This is a genomic window from Streptomyces sp. YS-3, from assembly GCF_045257485.1.
Classification (GTDB): domain Bacteria; phylum Actinomycetota; class Actinomycetes; order Streptomycetales; family Streptomycetaceae; genus Streptomyces.
The window spans coordinates 1-19,399 of sequence record NZ_JBJHPC010000070.1; the positions used below are offsets into that span (position 1 = coordinate 1).

Consider the following 19,399-nt stretch of genomic DNA (forward strand, 5'->3'; position numbering starts at 1 on the left):
CTTCCCAGGGCTACGCCCCACCCCCATGGCGCTTCTTTCGTCTGCGGACCGTGCTGGGTTGCTCGCGCAGTTCCCCGCGCCCCTAACTACCTAGGGGCGCGGGGAACTGCGCGCTCAGCCCACCACCGACCCGCAGACGACCCCCCGGGCGGATCAGGGGCGCGGGGAACTGCGCGAGCAACTACCCACGCACCCGCAGGCGACCCCCGGGCAGAACACGGCCGCAGGCGAACCCCGGGCAGCACGCGCCGCACGGCCCCGTACGCTGGGCTTCGTGCAGGTACTTCATGACACCCCCCTCGCCCCCCTCACCACCTTCCGGCTCGGTGGGCCCGCCTCGCGGCTGGTCGTTGCCGGGAGTGATGACGACGTCATCTCCGTCGTGTGGGAGGCCGACGAGGCGCGGGTGCCGCTGCTCGTCATCGGTGGGGGCAGCAACCTCGTCATCGGGGACAAGGGGTTCGCCGGGACTGCCCTTCGGATCGCCACCACCGGGTTCCGGCTGGAGGGGACGCGGCTCGACGTGGCCGCCGGGGAGGTCTGGAGCGACGTCGTGGCCCGGACCGTGGCGGCCGGGCTCGCCGGGATCGAGTGTCTGGCCGGGATCCCCGGATCCGCCGGAGCCACCCCGATCCAGAACGTGGGCGCGTACGGCCAGGAGGTCTCCTCCACCATCCGTGAGGTCGTCGCGTACGACCGGATCGAGCGGCGCACCGTGGTCCTGACCGCCGCCGAGTGCGACTTCTCCTACCGCCACAGCCGGTTCAAGGCCCACCCCGACCGGTACGTCGTCCTGCGCGTCCGCTTCGAGCTGGAGGACGCCGGCGGGCTCTCCGCGCCCATCAAGTACGCCGAGACGGCCCGCGCCCTCGGCGTCGAGCCCGGCGACCGCGTCCCCGCCGCCACCGCGCGCGAGACCGTCCTGAAGCTGCGGGCCGGCAAGGGCATGGTGCTGGACCCCGAGGACCACGACACCTGGTCCGCCGGGTCCTTCTTCACCAATCCGATCCTGGCGGAGGGCGAGTACCGGGCGTTCCTGGAGAAGGTCGCCGCGCGGCTCGGGGACGACGTCTCGCCGCCCGCCTGGGACCTCGGGGACGGGCTGACGAAGACCTCCGCCGCCTGGCTCATCGACAAGGCCGGGTTCACCAAGGGGTACGGCTCCGGGCCCGCCCGGATCTCCACCAAGCACACCCTCGCTCTCACCAACCGCGGCGGCGCCACCACCGAGGACCTGCTCGCCCTCGCGCGCGAGGTCGTCGCGGGCGTGGAGCGGGCCTTCGGCGTGACCCTCGTCAACGAGCCGGTGACCGTCAACGCCGAGATCTGACCCGGCCGGGTCAGTAGGCCACGCAGACGCCCTGCTTCACCGTCGCCTGGTCGGTGATCATCCGCAGCATCGCGTCCGCCACGTCCGCCCGCCCGATGCTGCGCGCGCTGCGCGGGGTCGCCCCGACGGCGGTGCGGTACGTGCCCGTCCGCGGCTTGTTGACCAGGCGGACCGGGCGTACCGCCGTCCAGTCCAGGGCGGAGGCGGACAGTTCGGCCTCGGTGCGGCGCAGGTCCTCGTAGACGTCCTTAAGGACGCGGGAGACGATCGTCAGGGTGAGGCGGTCCAGGAACGGGTCGTTCGGTGCCTCCGGGCCCACCGGGCCCGCGCTCACCACCAGCAGCCGGCGGGTGCCCTCCGCGTCCATCGCCTTCACGATCGAGCGGGTCAGCCGTGCCGTGACGCCCGCCGCCGCGTCCGCCCGCTTGTTCGCGCCCAGCCCCGAGAACACCGCGTCCCGGCCCGCCACCGCCGGCCGCAGCGACTCGGGGTCGGAGAGATCACCCCGGACGACCTCCAGGCCCGTACCCGTCGTCGTGAACCGGCCCGGGTCCCGTACCACCGCCGTGACCTGGTGTCCGGCGGCCAGCGCCTGACGGACCACCTCCGTGCCGATCCTGCCCGTGGCACCGAAAACCGTGAGCTTCATCTGCGTCACCCTCCCCTGGTGGATGGTCGTTCCTCCGCCAAGGGTGCCCAAGGTGTCAGGAGGCCAGCCAGGAATCCACTCCGGCGATCAACTGCGACTTCACCGCGGCCGGCGCGGCCGAGCCCCGCACCGACTGCCGTGCCAGCTCCGCCAGTTCGGTGTCGGTGAAGCCGTGGTGGATGCGGGCGAACTCGTACTGCGCGGCGAGGCGGGAGCCGAACAGGAGCGGGTCGTCGGCGCCGAGCGCCAGCGGTACGCCCGCCTCGTACAGCGTGCGCAGGGGGACGTCCTCGGGCTTCTCGTAGACGCCCAGGGCGACGTTGGAGGCGGGGCAGACCTCACAGGTGATGCCGCGCTCGGCCAGGCGCCGCAGCAGCCGGGGATCCTCGGCGGCGCGCACCCCGTGGCCGATGCGGGTGGCGTGCAGATCGTCCAGGCAGTCCCGTACGGACGCGGGGCCGGCCAGCTCGCCGCCGTGCGGCGCGGCCAGCAGCCCGCCCTCCCGGGCGATCGCGAAGGCGCGGTCGAAGTCGCGCGCCATGCCCCGGCGCTCGTCGTTGGAGAGGCCGAAGCCGACCACGCCCCGGTCGCCGTACCGCACGGCGAGGCGGGCCAGGGTGCGGGCGTCCAGCGGGTGCTTCATCCGGTTCGCCGCGACCAGGACCCGCATCCCGAGCCCGGTCTCGCGCGCGGCCGTCTCGACCGCGTCCAGGATGATCTCCAGGGCCGGGATGAGCCCGCCCAGCATCGGCGCGTAACTGGTCGGGTCGACCTGGATCTCCAGCCAGCCCGAGCCGTCCCGGACGTCCTCCTCGGCGGCCTCGCGCACCAGCCGCTGGATGTCCTCGGGGGCGCGCAGACAGGAGCGCGCGATGTCGTACAGGCGCTGGAAGCGGAACCAGCCGCGCTCGTCGGTGGCCCGCAGCTTCGGCGGCTCGCCGCCCGTCAGCGCGTCGGGCAGGTGCACGCCGTACTTGTCGGCGAGCTCCAGCAGCGTCGTGGGGCGCATCGACCCCGTGAAGTGCAGGTGCAGATGGGCTTTCGGCAGGTCTCGTACGTCACGAACGCGCTCCATTGAAGGATCTTGCCGCACGTCACCGGCATCCGACAGCCCCTTTCCCCGATCGGGACCTTGCCCGAACGCAGGAACGGACCACCGGCTCACGTGAGTCGGTGGTCCGTCCCCCTGGAAGCGCCTGGGGCGACGTGCTCAGTCGCGCGCCTCCGCCAGCAGCTTCTGGATCCGCGAGACGCCCTCGACGAGGTCCTCGTCGCCCAGCGCGTAGGACAGGCGCAGATAGCCCGGGGTGCCGAAGGCCTCGCCCGGGACGACCGCGACCTCGGCCTCCTCCAGGATGAGGTCGGCGAGCTCGACGGAGGACTGCGGGCGCCTGCCGCGGATCTCCTTGCCGAGCAGGCCCTTCACCGAGGGGTACGCGTAGAACGCGCCCTCGGGCGTCGGGCAGACCACTCCGTCGATCTCGCTGAGCATCCGCACCATGGTCTGGCGGCGGCGGTCGAAGGCCTCGCGCATCTCGGCGACCGCGTCGAGGTCGCCGGAGACCGCGGCGAGCGCCGCCACCTGGGAGACGTTGGCGACGTTGGAGGTGGCGTGCGACTGGAGGTTGGTCGCGGCCTTGATGACGTCCTGGGGGCCGACGATCCACCCGACCCGCCAGCCGGTCATCGCGTACGTCTTGGCGACGCCGTTGACGACGACGCACTTGTCGCGCAGCTCGGGCAGGAGCGCCGGCAGCGACACGGAGACCGCGTCCCCGTAGACCAGGTGCTCGTAGATCTCGTCGGTCATCACCCACAGGCCGTGCTCGACGGCCCAGCGGCCGATGGCCTCGGTCTCGGCCTCGGTGTAGACCGAGCCGGTGGGGTTGGAGGGGGAGACGAAGAGGACGACCTTGGTCTTCTTCGTACGAGCGGCCTCCAGCTGCTCCACCGAGACCCGGTAGCCGGTGGTCTCGTCGGCGACGACCTCGACCGGGACACCGCCCGCGAGCCGGATCGACTCCGGGTAGGTGGTCCAGTACGGCGCCGGGACGATGACCTCGTCGCCCGGGTCCAGGATCGCCGCGAAGGCCTCGTAGATCGCCTGCTTGCCGCCGTTGGTCACCAGGATCTGCGAGGGGTCGACCTCGTAGCCGGAGTCGCGCAGGGTCTTCTCGGCGATGGCCCTCTTGAGCTCGGGCAGGCCGCCGGCCGGCGTGTAGCGGTGGTACTTCGGGTCGCGGCAGGCCGCCGCGGCGGCCTCGACGATGTAGTCCGGGGTCGGGAAGTCGGGCTCACCGGCGCCGAAGCCGATCACCGGGCGCCCGGCGGCCTTGAGGGCCTTGGCCTTGGCGTCGACGGCGAGGGTCGCGGACTCGGAGATCGCGCCGATGCGCGCGGACACCCGGCGCTCGGTCGGAGAAGTTGCAGCGCTCATACCGGCCATCGTCCCAGACCCGCCGTGCCCCGGGCACACCGGTTTCAGGGACCGGACGGGGCAGTTGCACAGGCCGTTCGGGGTATCCGCGCCGAGCCGTCGGGAGGTATCTGTTCGACGCCGGGCGCAGGACCACGTACACTCACCTGTCGTTGGCCTCCACCAACCGATCCACTCCGGGCACTCGGTGCACTCGGGCGGATGCGGTAGGTTGGGGGAACCACAAAGGGTCGTAGCTCAATTGGTAGAGCACTGGTCTCCAAAACCAGCGGTTGGGGGTTCAAGTCCCTCCGGCCCTGCTACACACACCTTCGCCAGGATGTGTGCGCATGTACGTACTTCTATGCACCGCCGTGCGGCTCCACCGGGCGCGGCACGGCCACGACCCGGAATCAGGTGAGAAGCGTGACGGACGCCGTGGGCTCCATCGACATGCCTGATGCCCAGGACGAGGCCTCTGCGGACCAGGACTCCAAGAAGAAGTCCCGCAAGGGCGGCAAGCGCGGCAAGAAGGGCCCCCTGGGCCGTCTCGCGCTCTTCTACCGCCAGGTCGTCGCCGAGCTGCGCAAGGTGGTCTGGCCGTCGCGCAACCAGCTGTCGACGTACACCACCGTGGTGATCGTGTTCGTCGTGATCATGATCGGCATCGTGACCGTGATCGACACCGGATTCCAGCACGTCGTCAAGTACGTCTTCGGCTGATCCGCTGCGTAAGGGCGCCCACCCGGCGCCTTTTTCGCATTGTTCCACCCATCTGTAGCCAGGAAGAAGCAGCCACGTGTCTGACCCGAACCTGAACGACGCCATCGAGTCGGCGGAGTCCGTGGAGGACCAGCTCGACATCGTCGAGGCGACGGACGCCGAGGCCGTCGAGGACGCCGACGAGGTCGAGGCTGCCGACGCCGAGGCGGGCGAGGCGGCCGAGCAGGCGGCGCTCCACGTCGAGGCCGTTGAGGACGGGGACGAGCTGGACGCCGAGGAGACCGCGTCCGTCGAGGACTCCGAGACCTCCGAGGACGCCGAGACCTCCGAGGACGAGGACGCCGAGAGCGCCGAGGAGGCTCCCGAGGAGCCCGCCGCGCCCGTCGACCCGGTCGAGGCCCTGCGCCAGGAGCTGCGCGGCCTGCCCGGCGAGTGGTACGTGATCCACACCTACGCGGGCTACGAGAAGCGCGTGAAGGCCAACCTGGAGCAGCGCGCCGTCTCGCTGAACGTCGAGGAGTTCATCTACCAGGCCGAGGTGCCCGAGGAAGAGATCGTCCAGATCAAGAACGGCGAGCGCAAGAACGTCCGGCAGAACAAGCTGCCCGGTTACGTTCTCGTCCGCATGGATCTGACGAACGAGTCCTGGGGCGTCGTCCGCAACACCCCGGGCGTCACCGGCTTCGTGGGCAACGCCTACGACCCGTACCCGCTGACCCTGGACGAGATCGTCAAGATGCTCGCACCGGAGGCCGAGGAGAAGGCCGCCCGTGAGGCCGCCGAGGCCGAGGGCAAGCCGGCTCCGGCCCGCAAGGTCGAGGTCCAGGTGCTCGACTTCGAGGTCGGCGACTCGGTCACCGTCACCGACGGCCCGTTCGCCACGCTCCAGGCCACGATCAACGAGATCAACGCCGACTCGAAGAAGGTCAAGGGCCTCGTCGAGATCTTCGGCCGCGAGACTCCGGTCGAGCTCAGCTTCGACCAGATCCAGAAGAACTAGTTTCTTCCGGACCACACGTCTTCCGAACAGGTCAGACGGGCTCTCAAAGCCTGTCTGACCTGCTCGGTTTTTAGCCGCACACAGATACCCGTTATCGTTGTGCGGTATGCCTCCATCCGGATGATCGGATGCCAGGCGGTTCACTCTCACTAGGACCCGGAGAGAGCAATGCCTCCCAAGAAGAAGAAGGTCACGGGGCTTATCAAGCTCCAGATCAACGCCGGTGCGGCGAACCCGGCCCCGCCGGTCGGCCCCGCGCTCGGCCAGCACGGCGTCAACATCATGGAGTTCTGCAAGGCCTACAACGCGGCGACCGAGTCGCAGCGTGGCTGGGTGATCCCGGTGGAGATCACGGTCTACGAGGACCGTTCCTTCACCTTCATCACCAAGACTCCGCCGGCCGCGAAGATGATCCTCAAGGCCGCGGGTGTGGAGAAGGGCTCGGGCGAGCCGCACAAGACCAAGGTCGCGAAGATCACGCAGGCCCAGGTCCGCGAGATCGCCACGACGAAGCTCGCCGACCTGAACGCCAACGACCTGGACGCCGCGTCCAAGATCATCGCTGGCACCGCCCGTTCCATGGGCATCACGGTCGAGGGCTGATCTCAGCTCACCCCCGTTTGACCTCAGTGGTAGGGCCAAGCGCTGGCCCGCACCACGACTCCATGCCTGAACCAACACAGGAGCAGAAGTGAAGCGCAGCAAGACTCTCCGCGCTGCGGACGCCAAGATCAACGCGGACAAGCTCTACGCCCCGCTCGAGGCCGTCCGTCTCGCCAAGGAGACCTCCGCGACCAAGTTCGACGGCACCGTCGAGGTCGCCTTCCGCCTGGGTGTCGACCCGCGCAAGGCCGACCAGATGGTCCGTGGCACCGTGAACCTCCCGCACGGCACCGGTAAGACCGCCCGGGTCCTGGTCTTCGCGACCGGTGACCGTGCCGAGGCCGCGCGTGCCGCGGGCGCCGACATCGTGGGCTCGGACGAGCTCATCGACGAGGTCGCCAAGGGCCGTCTGGACTTCGACGCCGTCGTCTCCACCCCGGACCTCATGGGCAAGGTCGGCCGCCTCGGCCGCGTGCTCGGCCCGCGTGGTCTGATGCCGAACCCGAAGACCGGCACGGTCACCCCCGACGTCGCCAAGGCGGTCGAGGAGATCAAGGGCGGCAAGATCGAGTTCCGCGTCGACAAGCACTCGAACCTGCACTTCATCATCGGCAAGGTGTCCTTCGACGACACCAAGCTGGTGGAGAACTACGGCGCCGCGCTGGAGGAGATCCTCCGTCTGAAGCCGTCCGCCGCCAAGGGCCGGTACATCAAGAAGGCCACCATCGCCACCACGATGGGCCCCGGTATCCCGGTCGACTCCAACCGCACCCGCAACCTCCTCGTCGAGGAGGACCCGGCCGCGGTCTGAGCCCGCATCGGCTGATCCAGAGCCGGGCCCCGCACCTCTCCGGAGGTGCGGGGCCCGGCTTTTTGTCGCAACCGCGTCCCAACGGCCCCGGGCGGTCGGGGTGTTGTCCGACCCCTGCGCTACCGTCGAGGGGTAAGGGAATGAGTTTTCGAGGGGGAACGCATGAGCACCAGTTCCGTTCGGCGTACGGGTATCTCGCTGGTCGCGGTCGCCGCGGCCCTGGTGGGCGTCGCCGCCTGCGGCGGGTCCGACAGCGGGGACAAGGGCGCGCCGGCCCAGGGGCACAAGGGCGGGTCGGACTTCAGCCCGGTCGCGGCCCTCCAGGCGGTCCAGAAGAAGACCGACGGGGCGGGCTCCGCCAAGGTCGAGGTGACGATGTCCATGGGCGCCGTGATGGGCCTGGCGGGCAACGGCAGCCTCGCCTGGGGCGACGGGACGACCGGCGTCATGCGGCTGAAGTACACCCAGGGCTCGATGGCGCAGACCATGAAGCAGCTGGGCAGCGAGAGCATCGACGCCCGCTATCTGCGCGACGCCTACTACGCCGACATGGGCCCCCAGTTCGCCAAGAACCTCGGCGGCAAGCACTGGATCCGCTACGGGTACGACGACATGGCCAAGCTGATGGGCCCGGCCGGCGCCGTCATGAAGGACCAGATGCAGAACTCGACGCCCCAGCAGGGCGTGAAGGCGCTGCTGGCCTCGGGCGACGTGAAGAAGGTCGGCAGCGAGGACGTCCGCGGCGTTCCGGCCACGCACTACTCGGGCACGGTCGACATGGCCAAGCTCGTGGACCGCAGCTCGGGCCTGGACGCGAAGACGCTGGAGAGCTTCAAGAACCAGATGAACCAGAGCGGCATCACCACCGACACGGTCGACATCTGGGTGGACAAGAACGACCTGCTGGTGAAGAAGACCGAGCGCGCCGCGACGAAGAACGGCGAGCTGAACAGCACGGCGTACTACGCGGACTACGGCGTCAAGGTCTCCGCCGAGGCCCCGGCGGCCTCCGACACCGTGGACTTCACCTCGATGATCAAGCCCAAGCCGTCCAGCCAGCCCTCGTAATCCACGCAACGGCAGACATAATCCGTCCCATCTGTCACAGCCCTTGGGTTACGGTGCAGAAGATCTGTCCGTTCGACGGCGTTCGACTGCCGTCGGCGGGACTCATGGCACGGGGCTTCAAGGGGTGGGGAACATGACCAGGTCCGGATGGACACGCGCGGCGCTGTCGGTGGCGACGGCGGCCGTGGTGGTGGCCGGGGCAGCGGGCTGTGGCGGCGACGACAAGGCCGACGGCGCCACGGGCGCCAAGAAGGCCGCGGTCGCCCCGCAGTCCCGTGACGCCGCCTCGCAGGTTCTCGCGGCGGCGTACAAGAAGACCGCCGCGGCCAAGTCCGCCAAGGTCCGGATGACCATGACGGCCCCCGCGTCCATGGGGGAGGACGGGGGCCGGACCGAGACCAGCGGTGTCATGGCCTGGAACCCCACGGCGATGGACCTCACCGTGACGTCCTCGGTGACCAAGGGCATGGGCGGCGCCGCCGAGAAGACCCGCATGCTCTGGGTCGACAACGTCATGTACATGGACATGGGCGCCATGGGGGAGTCGGCCAAGGAGTTCGGCGGCAAGCGCTGGGTCAAGTTCGACCTGACCTCGCTGGCCAAGCAGGCCGGCCAGGGGCAGCTGGTCAAGCAGATGACCGCCGGCATGGAGAACATGAACCAGGACCCGGCCCAGCAGCTCGCCCTGCTCCTGGACTCGCCGAACCTGAAGCACCTGGGCGCGGAGCGGGTCGACGGCGTCTCGTCCGAGCACTACAAGGGCACGCTCACCATCGACGAGATGATGAAGAACAACAAGATGCTCGACAACCTGTCCCCCAAGGACCGCGAGCAGCTCCTGACCAATATGAAGAAGACCGGCGTCAAGGGCTACGACACCGAGGTCTGGGTCAACGCGGACGGCTACCCGGTCCGGATGGACGTCGCGATGGACAGCCCCCAGGGCAAGATCACCACCGCCGCGCACTACTCGGACTACGGCACCAGGGCCCAGGTCACGGCCCCGCCCGCGAGCGAGACCACGGATCTGCTGGAGATGCTGAAGGGCCTGGGCGACCGGGCGAAGGCCGGTGGGACCGGCGCTCTCGGCGGCGCCTGACGGTCCCGTACGGGCGGATTTGCTCGATCCGCCACCCGTCGCGTACGCTTCCACAGAAGCCAAAGACCGCTGGTCGTTGCCGTGCCTTCGTAAGAAGGGGCGGTGGCCGAAGGTTCCGTTGCATGCGGACGACCCGCGCAGGTGACTGTGGAAAGTTCCCGGACTCAGTCCGGTGGAGCTACGCCCCGTGCACTTGCGCCGGGGCGTTTTTTATGTCGCGGTCCCTTCTGAGCGGTCCTCATCACCCGGAAGGAGGCCGACGCTCATGGCAAGGCCCGACAAGGCTGCCGACGTAGCCGAGCTCGAGGACAAGTTCCGCAGCTCGAACGCCGTCGTGCTGACCGAGTACCGGGGTCTCACCGTGGCGCAGCTCAAGACGCTGCGCCGTTCGCTCGGTGAGAACGCCCAGTACGCCGTGGTGAAGAACACGCTGACCAAGATCGCGGCGAACAACGCCGGGATCACCTCGCTCGACGACCAGTTCACTGGTCCGACGGGTGCCGCCTTCATCACCGGTGACCCGGTGGAGTCGGCCAAGGGTCTGCGTGACTTCGCCAAGGAGAACCCGAACCTGATCATCAAGGGCGGTGTCCTTGATGGCAAGGCGCTGTCCGCCGATGAGATCAAGAAGCTTGCGGACCTCGAGTCCCGCGAGGTTCTGCTCAGCAAGCTGGCCGGCGCGTTCAAGGGCAAGCAGTCCCAGGCTGCCTCGCTCTTCCAGGCGCTGCCGTCGAAGTTCGTCCGCACTGCGGAAGCGCTTCGCGTCAAGCTCGCCGAGCAGGGCGGTGCCGAGTAATTCGGCTCGCGCAGTGATCCACGCCGCCTAGTGCGTGGGTCGTAGCGGGCCGTTACGCCCGCCTCTATATACAACCGGCACCTGCCGAATTAGTGGAAGGATCGCCCATCATGGCGAAGCTCTCTCAGGACGACCTCCTCGCCCAGTTCGAGGAGATGACCCTCATCGAGCTCTCCGAGTTCGTGAAGGCCTTCGAGGAGAAGTTCGACGTCACCGCCGCCGCCGCGGTCGCCGTTGCCGGCCCCGCCGGCCCGGGCGCCGTTGCCGAGGCCGAGGAGGAGAAGGACGAGTTCGACGTCATCCTCACCGGTGCCGGCGAGAAGAAGATCCAGGTCATCAAGGTCGTGCGTGAGCTGACCTCGCTGGGTCTGAAGGAGGCCAAGGACCTCGTCGACGGCACCCCGAAGCCGGTCCTCGAGAAGGTCAACAAGGAGGCCGCCGAGAAGGCTGCCGAGTCCCTCAAGGCTGCCGGTGCGGCCGTTGAGGTCAAGTGACCTCACGAGTCCTCTGACTCGCCGCGCGTGACGCCCCCCAGGGGCCTGTAACGCGCACACACCAAAGGGCGATCATCCATTCGGGTGGTCGCCCTTCGGCGTACCCGGGCGTCGCCGTGACGGCTGCCTTGCACGCGGGGCGACAGGGAGTATGGTGATCATCGCCGTACGCCCCCCGGTACGCCTCGTGGCCGCACGAGCAGTAACGGAGCGATCTCCGCTGAGCTGAGGGGTCTTGACGAACCGCACGCAGCGCGCAATTCTCAGGACGCGTCGTCACAACGATCCGGATCCGAGGCATGGATCGACGGCGAAGAGGGCAGTATCGATGTGCGCCTCACGGCGCGTGGCCGGCCGAGGTACTGAGAAGAACAATGAGGGTCGCGAAAATTCCGCCCTGGACATCAGTGGGCCGAGTGGCTACACTGACCCTTTGCGCTGCCTGTTAGCTGCCCCCTGCCCGTCACCAGGGGCACGCCCTCGCTTGAGCATCGTTGATTGAACTGCCCTGACCTGGCCTTTCAGCCTCAATCAGGAAACGTCTCTCTCTGTGCCCTCGTGGGACCGGTACGCGCGTAGTGAGTCCGAGCCCTCGGAAGGACCCCCTCTTGGCCGCCTCGCGCAACGCCTCGACCGCCAATACGAACAACGGCGCCAGCACCGCCCCGCTGCGCATCTCCTTTGCAAAGATCAAGGAGCCCCTCGAGGTTCCGAACCTCCTTGCGCTGCAAACCGAGAGCTTTGACTGGCTGCTCGGAAACGCCGCGTGGAAGGCTCGCGTCGAGGCCGCTCTCGAGAACGGACAGGACGTCCCCACGAAGTCCGGTCTGGAGGAGATCTTCGAGGAGATCTCCCCGATCGAGGACTTCAGCGGGTCGATGTCGCTGACCTTCCGCGACCACCGCTTCGAGCCTCCGAAGAACTCGATCGACGAGTGCAAGGAGCGCGACTTCACGTTCGCGGCCCCGCTCTTCGTCACCGCCGAGTTCACCAACAACGAGACCGGCGAGATCAAGTCCCAGACGGTCTTCATGGGCGACTTCCCGCTCATGACCAACAAGGGCACCTTCGTCATCAACGGCACCGAGCGTGTCGTGGTGTCGCAGCTGGTCCGCTCGCCGGGTGTCTACTTCGACTCCAACATCGACAAGACGTCCGACAAGGACATCTACACGGCCAAGATCATCCCGTCCCGGGGTGCCTGGCTCGAGATGGAGATCGACAAGCGCGACATGGTCGGTGTCCGCATCGACCGCAAGCGCAAGCAGTCCGTCACCGTCCTCCTGAAGGCTCTCGGCTGGACCACCGAGCAGATCCTCGAGGAGTTCGGCGAGTACGAGTCGATGCGCGCCACCCTGGAGAAGGACCACACCCAGGGCCAGGACGACGCGCTGCTCGACATCTACCGCAAGCTGCGCCCGGGCGAGCCGCCGACGCGCGAGGCCGCTCAGACGCTGCTCGAGAACCTCTACTTCAACCCCAAGCGCTACGACCTCGCGAAGGTCGGCCGCTACAAGGTGAACAAGAAGCTCGGCGCGGACGAGCCGCTGGACGCCGGCGTCCTCACCACGGACGACGTCATCGCGACCATCAAGTACCTGGTCAAGCTGCACGCGGGCGAGACCGAGACGGTCGGCGAGTCGGGTCGGAACATCGTCGTCGAGACCGACGACATCGACCACTTCGGCAACCGTCGTCTGCGCAACGTCGGCGAGCTCATCCAGAACCAGGTCCGTACGGGCCTGGCGCGTATGGAGCGCGTCGTGCGTGAGCGCATGACCACCCAGGACGTCGAGGCGATCACGCCGCAGACCCTGATCAACATCCGGCCGGTCGTCGCCTCCATCAAGGAGTTCTTCGGCACCAGCCAGCTGTCGCAGTTCATGGACCAGAACAACCCGCTGTCGGGTCTCACCCACAAGCGCCGTCTGTCGGCTCTTGGCCCGGGTGGTCTCTCCCGTGAGCGGGCCGGCTTCGAGGTCCGTGACGTGCACCCGTCGCACTACGGCCGCATGTGCCCGATCGAGACCCCCGAAGGCCCGAACATCGGTCTGATCGGCTCGCTCGCCTCGTACGGCCGCGTCAACGCGTTCGGCTTCATCGAGACGCCGTACCGCAAGGTCGTCGACGGCCAGGTCACCGACGAGGTCGACTACATCACGGCCGACGAGGAAGACCGCTTCGTCATCGCCCAGGCCAACGCCGCGCTCAACGACGAGCTCCAGCTCACCGAGGCCCGCGTCCTGGTCCGCCGCCGTGGCGGCGAGGTCGACTACGTGCCGCCGGCCGAGGTGGACTACATCGACGTCTCGCCGCGCCAGATGGTGTCGGTCGCGACCGCGATGATCCCCTTCCTGGAGCACGACGACGCCAACCGTGCCCTCATGGGCGCGAACATGATGCGTCAGGCCGTCCCGCTCATCAAGAGCGAGGCGCCGCTCGTCGGCACCGGCATGGAGTACCGCTGCGCCACCGACGCCGGTGACGTGCTCAAGGCGGAGAAGGACGGTGTGGTCCAGGAGGTCTCCGCGGACTACATCACCATCGCCAACGACGACGGCACGTACACCACGTACCGCCTGCACAAGTTCTCCCGCTCGAACCAGGGCACCTCGGTCAACCAGAAGGTTGTCGTGGACGAGGGCGCCCGCGTCATCGAGGGCCAGGTCCTCGCCGACGGTCCGGCGACCGAGAACGGCGAGATGGCGCTGGGCAAGAACCTGCTCGTGGCGTTCATGCCGTGGGAGGGTCACAACTACGAGGACGCGATCATCCTGTCGCAGCGCCTCGTGCAGGACGACGTCCTCTCCTCGATCCACATCGAGGAGCACGAGGTCGACGCCCGTGACACCAAGCTCGGCCCGGAGGAGATCACCCGGGACATCCCGAACGTCTCCGAGGAGGTCCTCGCCGACCTCGACGAGCGCGGCATCATCCGTATCGGTGCCGAGGTCGTCGCCGGCGACATCCTCGTCGGCAAGGTCACGCCCAAGGGTGAGACCGAGCTGACGCCGGAGGAGCGCCTGCTCCGCGCGATCTTCGGTGAGAAGGCCCGTGAGGTCCGTGACACCTCGCTGAAGGTGCCGCACGGCGAGACCGGCAAGGTCATCGGCGTCCGCGTCTTCGACCGCGAGGAGGGCGACGAGCTTCCCCCCGGTGTGAACCAGCTGGTGCGCGTGTACGTGGCGCAGAAGCGCAAGATCACCGACGGTGACAAGCTCGCCGGCCGTCACGGCAACAAGGGCGTCATCTCGAAGATCCTGCCGATCGAGGACATGCCGTTCCTGGAGGACGGCACCCCGGTCGACATCATCCTCAACCCCCTGGGTGTCCCGTCCCGAATGAACCCGGGACAGGTCCTGGAGATCCACCTCGGCTGGCTCGCCAGCCGCGGCTGGGACGTCTCCGGTCTCGCCGACGACTGGGCCCAGCGCCTGCAGGTCATCGGCGCCGACCAGGTCGCCCCCGGCACCAACGTCGCGACCCCGGTCTTCGACGGTGCCCGTGAGGACGAGATCGCCGGTCTCTTCGAGGCCACGATCCCCAACCGCGACGGCGACCGCCTGGTGCAGCCGTCCGGCAAGGCCAACCTGTTCGACGGCCGCTCCGGTGAGCCGTTCCCGGACCCGATCTCGATCGGGTACATGTACATCCTGAAGCTGCACCACCTGGTCGACGACAAGCTGCACGCCCGCTCGACCGGTCCGTACTCGATGATCACCCAGCAGCCGCTGGGTGGTAAGGCCCAGTTCGGTGGCCAGCGATTCGGTGAGATGGAGGTGTGGGCGCTGGAGGCTTACGGCGCCGCCTACGCCCTCCAGGAGCTGCTGACCATCAAGTCCGACGACGTGACCGGCCGTGTGAAGGTCTACGAGGCCATCGTCAAGGGCGAGAACATTCCCGAGCCCGGCATTCCCGAGTCCTTCAAGGTGCTCATCAAGGAAATGCAGTCGCTCTGCCTCAACGTGGAGGTGCTGTCCTCGGACGGCATGTCCATCGAGATGCGCGACACGGACGAGGACGTCTTCCGCGCTGCGGAGGAGCTCGGTATCGACCTGTCCCGGCGCGAGCCGAGCAGCGTCGAAGAGGTCTGACGGGTCTGACCGGGGCTTCGCAAGAAGCCCCGGTCTCCCCCTAGGCCCCCAGGGACCTGGGTGGGACCCCCATCCGGACCCCCCTCAGACCATCTTGAAGAATCGACCCCGAAAGAGGGATTGACGACAAGTGCTCGACGTCAACTTCTTCGACGAGCTGCGGATCGGCCTCGCCACTGCTGACGACATCCGTCAGTGGTCCCACGGTGAGGTCAAGAAGCCGGAGACCATCAACTACCGCACCCTCAAGCCCGAGAAGGACGGACTCTTCTGCGAGAAGATCTTCGGTCCGACCCGGGACTGGGAGTGCTACTGCGGCAAGTACAAGCGCGTCCGCTTCAAGGGCATCATCTGCGAGCGCTGTGGCGTCGAGGTCACGCGCGCCAAGGTGCGCCGTGAGCGGATGGGCCACATCGAGCTTGCCGCTCCCGTGACCCACATCTGGTACTTCAAGGGCGTCCCCTCGCGCCTTGGCTACCTGCTCGACCTCGCGCCGAAGGACCTCGAGAAGGTCATCTACTTCGCCGCGTACATGATCACGTTCGTGGACGAGGAGCGCCGTACGCGCGACCTGCCGTCGCTGGAGGCGCATGTCTCCGTCGAGCGCCAGCAGATCGAGAACCGCCGCGACGCCGACCTCGAAGCCCGCGCCAAGAAGCTCGAGACGGACCTCGCCGAGCTGGAGGCCGAGGGCGCCAAGGCCGACGTGCGCCGCAAGGTGCGCGAGGGTGCCGAGCGCGAGATGAAGCAGCTGCGCGACCGTGCGCAGCGCGAGATCGACCGTCTGGACGAGGTCTGGTCGCGCTTCAAGAACCTCAAGGTCCAGGACCTTGAGGGCGACGAGCTGCTCTACCGCGAGCTGCGTGACCGCTTCGGCACGTACTTCGACGGCTCGATGGGTGCCGCTGCCCTGCAGAAGCGCCTGGAGACCTTCGACCTCGACGAGGAGGCCGAGCGCCTCCGCGAGATCATCCGCACCGGCAAGGGCCAGAAGAAGACCCGTGCGCTCAAGCGCCTCAAGGTCGTCTCCGCGTTCCTGCAGACCAGCAACAGCCCCAAGGGCATGGTGCTGGACTGCGTGCCGGTCATCCCGCCGGACCTGCGTCCGATGGTGCAGCTGGACGGTGGCCGCTTCGCGACCTCCGACCTGAACGACCTGTACCGCCGCGTGATCAACCGCAACAACCGTCTGAAGCGTCTGCTCGACCTCGGTGCCCCCGAGATCATCGTGAACAACGAGAAGCGGATGCTCCAGGAGGCGGTCGACGCCCTCTTCGACAACGGCCGTCGCGGTCGCCCGGTCACGGGCCCCGGCAACCGTCCGCTGAAGTCCCTCAGCGACATGCTGAAGGGCAAGCAGGGTCGATTCCGTCAGAACCTGCTCGGTAAGCGTGTGGACTACTCCGCGCGTTCCGTGATCGTCGTCGGTCCGCAGCTGAAGCTGCACCAGTGCGGCCTGCCCAAGGCCATGGCGCTGGAGCTCTTCAAGCCGTTCGTGATGAAGCGCCTGGTGGACCTGAACCACGCGCAGAACATCAAGAGCGCCAAGCGGATGGTCGAGCGCGGTCGCACGGTGGTCTACGACGTCCTCGAAGAGGTCATCGCCGAGCACCCGGTCCTGCTGAACCGTGCGCCCACGCTGCACCGCCTCGGCATCCAGGCCTTCGAGCCCCAGCTGGTCGAGGGCAAGGCCATCCAGATCCACCCGCTCGTCTGCACCGCGTTCAACGCGGACTTCGACGGTGACCAGATGGCCGTCCACCTGCCGCTCTCCGCGGAGGCGCAGGCCGAGGCCCGCATCCTGATGCTGTCCTCGAACAACATCCTCAAGCCGGCCGACGGCCGGCCGGTGACGATGCCGACGCAGGACATGGTCCTGGGTCTGTTCTTCCTCACCACGGACGAGGAGGAGCGCCAGGTCAAGGGTGAGGGCCGCGCCTTCAACTCGACCGCCGAGGCGATCATGGCGTTCGACGCCCGGGAGCTCTCGCTCCAGGCGAAGGTCGACATCCGCTTCCCGATCGGCACCGTCCCGCCCCGTGGCTGGACCCCGCCGGTGGACGAGGACGGCGAGACGACCTGGCAGCAGGGCGACTCGTTCCGGCTGCGCACCTCCCTGGGCCGCGCGCTCTTCAACGAGCTGCTGCCCGAGGACTACCCGTTCGTCGACTACTCGGTGGGCAAGAAGCAGCTCTCCGAGATCGTCAACGACCTGGCCGAGCGCTACCCCAAGGTCATCGTGGCGGCGACGCTCGACAACCTGAAGGCGGCCGGCTTCTACTGGGCGACCCGTTCCGGTGTCACCGTGGCCATCTCCGACGTCGTGGTCCCCGAGGCCAAGAAGGCGATCGTCGCGGGCTACGAGGCGCAGGACGAGAAGGTCCAGAAGCAGTACGAGCGCGGTCTGATCACCAAGGACGAGCGCACGCAGGAGCTCATCGCGATCTGGACCAAGGCGACCAACGAGGTTGCCGAGGCGATGAACGCGAACTTCCCGAAGACGAACCCCATCTTCATGATGGTTGACTCGGGTGCCCGAGGAAACATGATGCAGATGCGTCAGATCGCGGGTATGCGTGGTCTGGTGTCGAACGCGAAGAACGAGACCATCCCGCGTCCGATCAAGGCGTCCTTCCGTGAGGGCCTCACCGTTCTGGAGTACTTCATCTCCACGCACGGTGCCCGTAAGGGTCTGGCGGACACCGCCCTGCGTACCGCCGACTCGGGTTACCTGACCCGTCGTCTGGTGGACGTCTCGCAGGACGTGATCATCCGCGAGGAGGACTGCGGCACCGACCGCGGCCTGAAGCTGAAGATCGCGGTCAAGGGCGAGGACGGTGTGCTCCGCAAGACGGAGGACGTCGAGACCTCGGTCTACGCCCGGATGCTCGCCGAGGACGTCGTCGTCGACGGCAAGGTCATCGCGCCGGCCAACGTGGACCTCGGTGACGTGCTCATCGACGCGCTGGTCAACGCGGGCGTCGAGGAGGTCAAGACCCGCTCGGTCCTGACCTGTGAGTCGGCCGTCGGCACCTGTGCCTTCTGCTACGGCCGCTCGCTGGCCACCGGCAAGCTGGTCGACATCGGTGAGGCGGTCGGCATCATCGCCGCCCAGTCCATCGGTGAGCCCGGTACCCAGCTGACGATGCGTACCTTCCACACCGGTGGTGTGGCCGGTGACGACATCACCCAGGGTCTGCCCCGTGTCGTCGAGCTCTTCGAGGCTCGTACGCCCAAGGGTGTCGCCCCGATCTCGGAGGCGGCCGGCCGCATCCGGATCGAGGAGACCGAGAAGACCAAGAAGATCGTCGTCACCCCGGACGACGGCAGCGACGAGACGGCGTTCCCGATCTCCAAGCGTGCCCGTCTGCTGGTGGGCGAGGGCGACCACGTCGAGGTGGGCCAGAAGCTCACCGTGGGTGCCACCAACCCGCACGACGTGCTCCGGATCCTCGGTCAGCGCGCGGTCCAGGTCCACCTGGTCGGCGAGGTCCAGAAGGTCTACAACTCGCAGGGCGTGTCGATCCACGACAAGCACATCGAGATCATCATCCGGCAGATGCTGCGCCGTGTGACGATCATCGAGTCCGGCGACGCGGAGCTGCTGCCGGGCGAGCTCGTCGAGCGCTCGAAGTTCGAGACCGAGAACCGTCGTGTGGTCACGGAAGGCGGCCACCCGGCCTCCGGCCGTCCGCAGCTGATGGGTATCACCAAGGCCTCGCTGGCGACGGAGTCCTGGCTGTCGGCCGCCTCCTTCCAGGAGACGACCCGAGTCCTGACGGATGCGGCGATCAACGCCAAGTCCGACAGCCTCATCGGCCTCAAGGAGAACGTCATCATCGGTAAGCTCATCCCGGCCGGTACGGGTCTGTCCCGCTACCGCAACATCCGGGTGGAGCCGACCGAGGAGGCCAAGGCCGCGATGTACTCGGCCGTCGGCTACGACGACATCGACTACTCGCCGTTCGGCACGGGCTCCGGCCAGGCCGTTCCGCTGGAGGACTACGACTACGGTCCGTACAACCAGTAAGGCGTACGTCTGCTGAAGGGCGCCCACTCCGTTTCACACGGGGTGGGCGCCCTTCGGCGTATCGTGGATGGCGCTTGTCGAACGCATATTCGAAAGGCGGTGCGGCCGATGGGGATGAGCGCCCAGGAGCGGTTGGTGGACGTGGTGGTGGCCGCGGTGGAGGTGGCGGCCGAGGCGGGCGAGTCCGGTACGTACACCGCCGATGTCGGCCGGACGCTCGGGGCGGTCGTGGCGAAGGTGGGGGCGCGGATCGCGATCGACGGGGAGGCGCGGGGGTTCTCCAGTG

14 protein-coding genes and 1 tRNA gene are annotated in these 19,399 nt (G+C 67.9%); 12 read left to right on the forward strand and 3 right to left on the reverse strand.

Annotation, left to right across the window (positions count from 1 at the left end; genetic code table 11):
* Positions 1-274: 274 nt before the first annotated feature.
* Complete coding sequence (locus ACJA3G_RS09335; protein ID WP_406552433.1) at positions 275-1,330, forward strand: UDP-N-acetylmuramate dehydrogenase; 1,056 nt, start codon at positions 275-277, stop codon at positions 1,328-1,330.
* A 10-nt stretch (positions 1,331-1,340) separates the two neighbouring features.
* Here ACJA3G_RS09335 and ACJA3G_RS09340 read toward each other — a convergent pair whose 3' ends face one another.
* From ACJA3G_RS09340 to ACJA3G_RS09350, 3 genes are all read right to left on the reverse strand, one after another.
* On the reverse strand, positions 1,341-1,979 hold the full coding sequence (locus ACJA3G_RS09340) for an NAD(P)-dependent oxidoreductase (RefSeq protein WP_406552434.1): 639 nt from the start codon (positions 1,977-1,979) through the stop codon (positions 1,341-1,343).
* A gap of 55 nt (positions 1,980-2,034) precedes the next feature.
* Positions 2,035-3,054 (reverse strand): adenosine deaminase, encoded by a 1,020-nt coding sequence (locus tag ACJA3G_RS09345; RefSeq protein WP_406552435.1) that lies wholly within the window; start codon positions 3,052-3,054, stop codon positions 2,035-2,037.
* A 135-nt stretch (positions 3,055-3,189) separates the two neighbouring features.
* Entirely contained in the window at positions 3,190-4,416 is a 1,227-nt protein-coding gene (locus ACJA3G_RS09350) for a pyridoxal phosphate-dependent aminotransferase (protein WP_406552436.1), read from the reverse strand.
* A gap of 226 nt (positions 4,417-4,642) precedes the next feature.
* Here ACJA3G_RS09350 and ACJA3G_RS09355 point away from each other — a divergent pair.
* The 11 genes from ACJA3G_RS09355 (at position 4,643) to ACJA3G_RS09405 (ending at position 19,113) form a co-directional block, all read left to right on the forward strand.
* A tRNA-Trp gene (locus tag ACJA3G_RS09355) sits at positions 4,643-4,715 on the forward strand.
* Between the two features lie 106 nt (positions 4,716-4,821).
* Entirely contained in the window at positions 4,822-5,118 is a 297-nt protein-coding gene (gene secE / locus ACJA3G_RS09360; RefSeq protein WP_358833578.1) for a preprotein translocase subunit SecE, read from the forward strand.
* 76 nt (positions 5,119-5,194) lie between these two features.
* Positions 5,195-6,118 (forward strand): transcription termination/antitermination protein NusG, encoded by a 924-nt coding sequence (gene nusG, locus ACJA3G_RS09365; protein WP_406552437.1) that lies wholly within the window; start codon positions 5,195-5,197, stop codon positions 6,116-6,118.
* Positions 6,119-6,286: 168 nt separating this feature from the next.
* Positions 6,287-6,721 carry a 50S ribosomal protein L11 gene (gene rplK, locus ACJA3G_RS09370; protein WP_267055802.1) on the forward strand — a complete coding sequence of 145 codons (435 nt, stop codon included), beginning with the start codon at positions 6,287-6,289 and terminating at the stop codon, positions 6,719-6,721.
* Positions 6,722-6,809: 88 nt separating this feature from the next.
* On the forward strand, positions 6,810-7,532 hold the full coding sequence (rplA, locus tag ACJA3G_RS09375) for a 50S ribosomal protein L1 (protein ID WP_406552438.1): 723 nt from the start codon (positions 6,810-6,812) through the stop codon (positions 7,530-7,532).
* Between the two features lie 162 nt (positions 7,533-7,694).
* Entirely contained in the window at positions 7,695-8,600 is a 906-nt protein-coding gene (locus ACJA3G_RS09380; RefSeq protein WP_406552439.1) for a hypothetical protein, read from the forward strand.
* Between the two features lie 133 nt (positions 8,601-8,733).
* The gene (locus ACJA3G_RS09385) at positions 8,734-9,699 is read left to right on the forward strand and encodes a hypothetical protein (RefSeq protein WP_406552440.1); all 966 of its coding nucleotides are present in this window, start codon (positions 8,734-8,736) and stop codon (positions 9,697-9,699) included.
* Positions 9,700-9,964: 265 nt separating this feature from the next.
* Positions 9,965-10,495 carry a 50S ribosomal protein L10 gene (gene rplJ / locus ACJA3G_RS09390; RefSeq protein ID WP_358833573.1) on the forward strand — a complete coding sequence of 177 codons (531 nt, stop codon included), beginning with the start codon at positions 9,965-9,967 and terminating at the stop codon, positions 10,493-10,495.
* A 110-nt stretch (positions 10,496-10,605) separates the two neighbouring features.
* On the forward strand, positions 10,606-10,989 hold the full coding sequence (rplL, locus tag ACJA3G_RS09395; RefSeq protein WP_406552441.1) for a 50S ribosomal protein L7/L12: 384 nt from the start codon (positions 10,606-10,608) through the stop codon (positions 10,987-10,989).
* A 608-nt stretch (positions 10,990-11,597) separates the two neighbouring features.
* Positions 11,598-15,083, forward strand: coding sequence for a DNA-directed RNA polymerase subunit beta (rpoB, locus tag ACJA3G_RS09400; RefSeq protein WP_406552442.1), 3,486 nt, complete (start codon positions 11,598-11,600; stop codon positions 15,081-15,083).
* A 130-nt stretch (positions 15,084-15,213) separates the two neighbouring features.
* Positions 15,214-19,113 (forward strand): DNA-directed RNA polymerase subunit beta', encoded by a 3,900-nt coding sequence (locus ACJA3G_RS09405; protein ID WP_406552443.1) that lies wholly within the window; start codon positions 15,214-15,216, stop codon positions 19,111-19,113.
* Positions 19,114-19,399 lie beyond the last annotated feature (286 nt).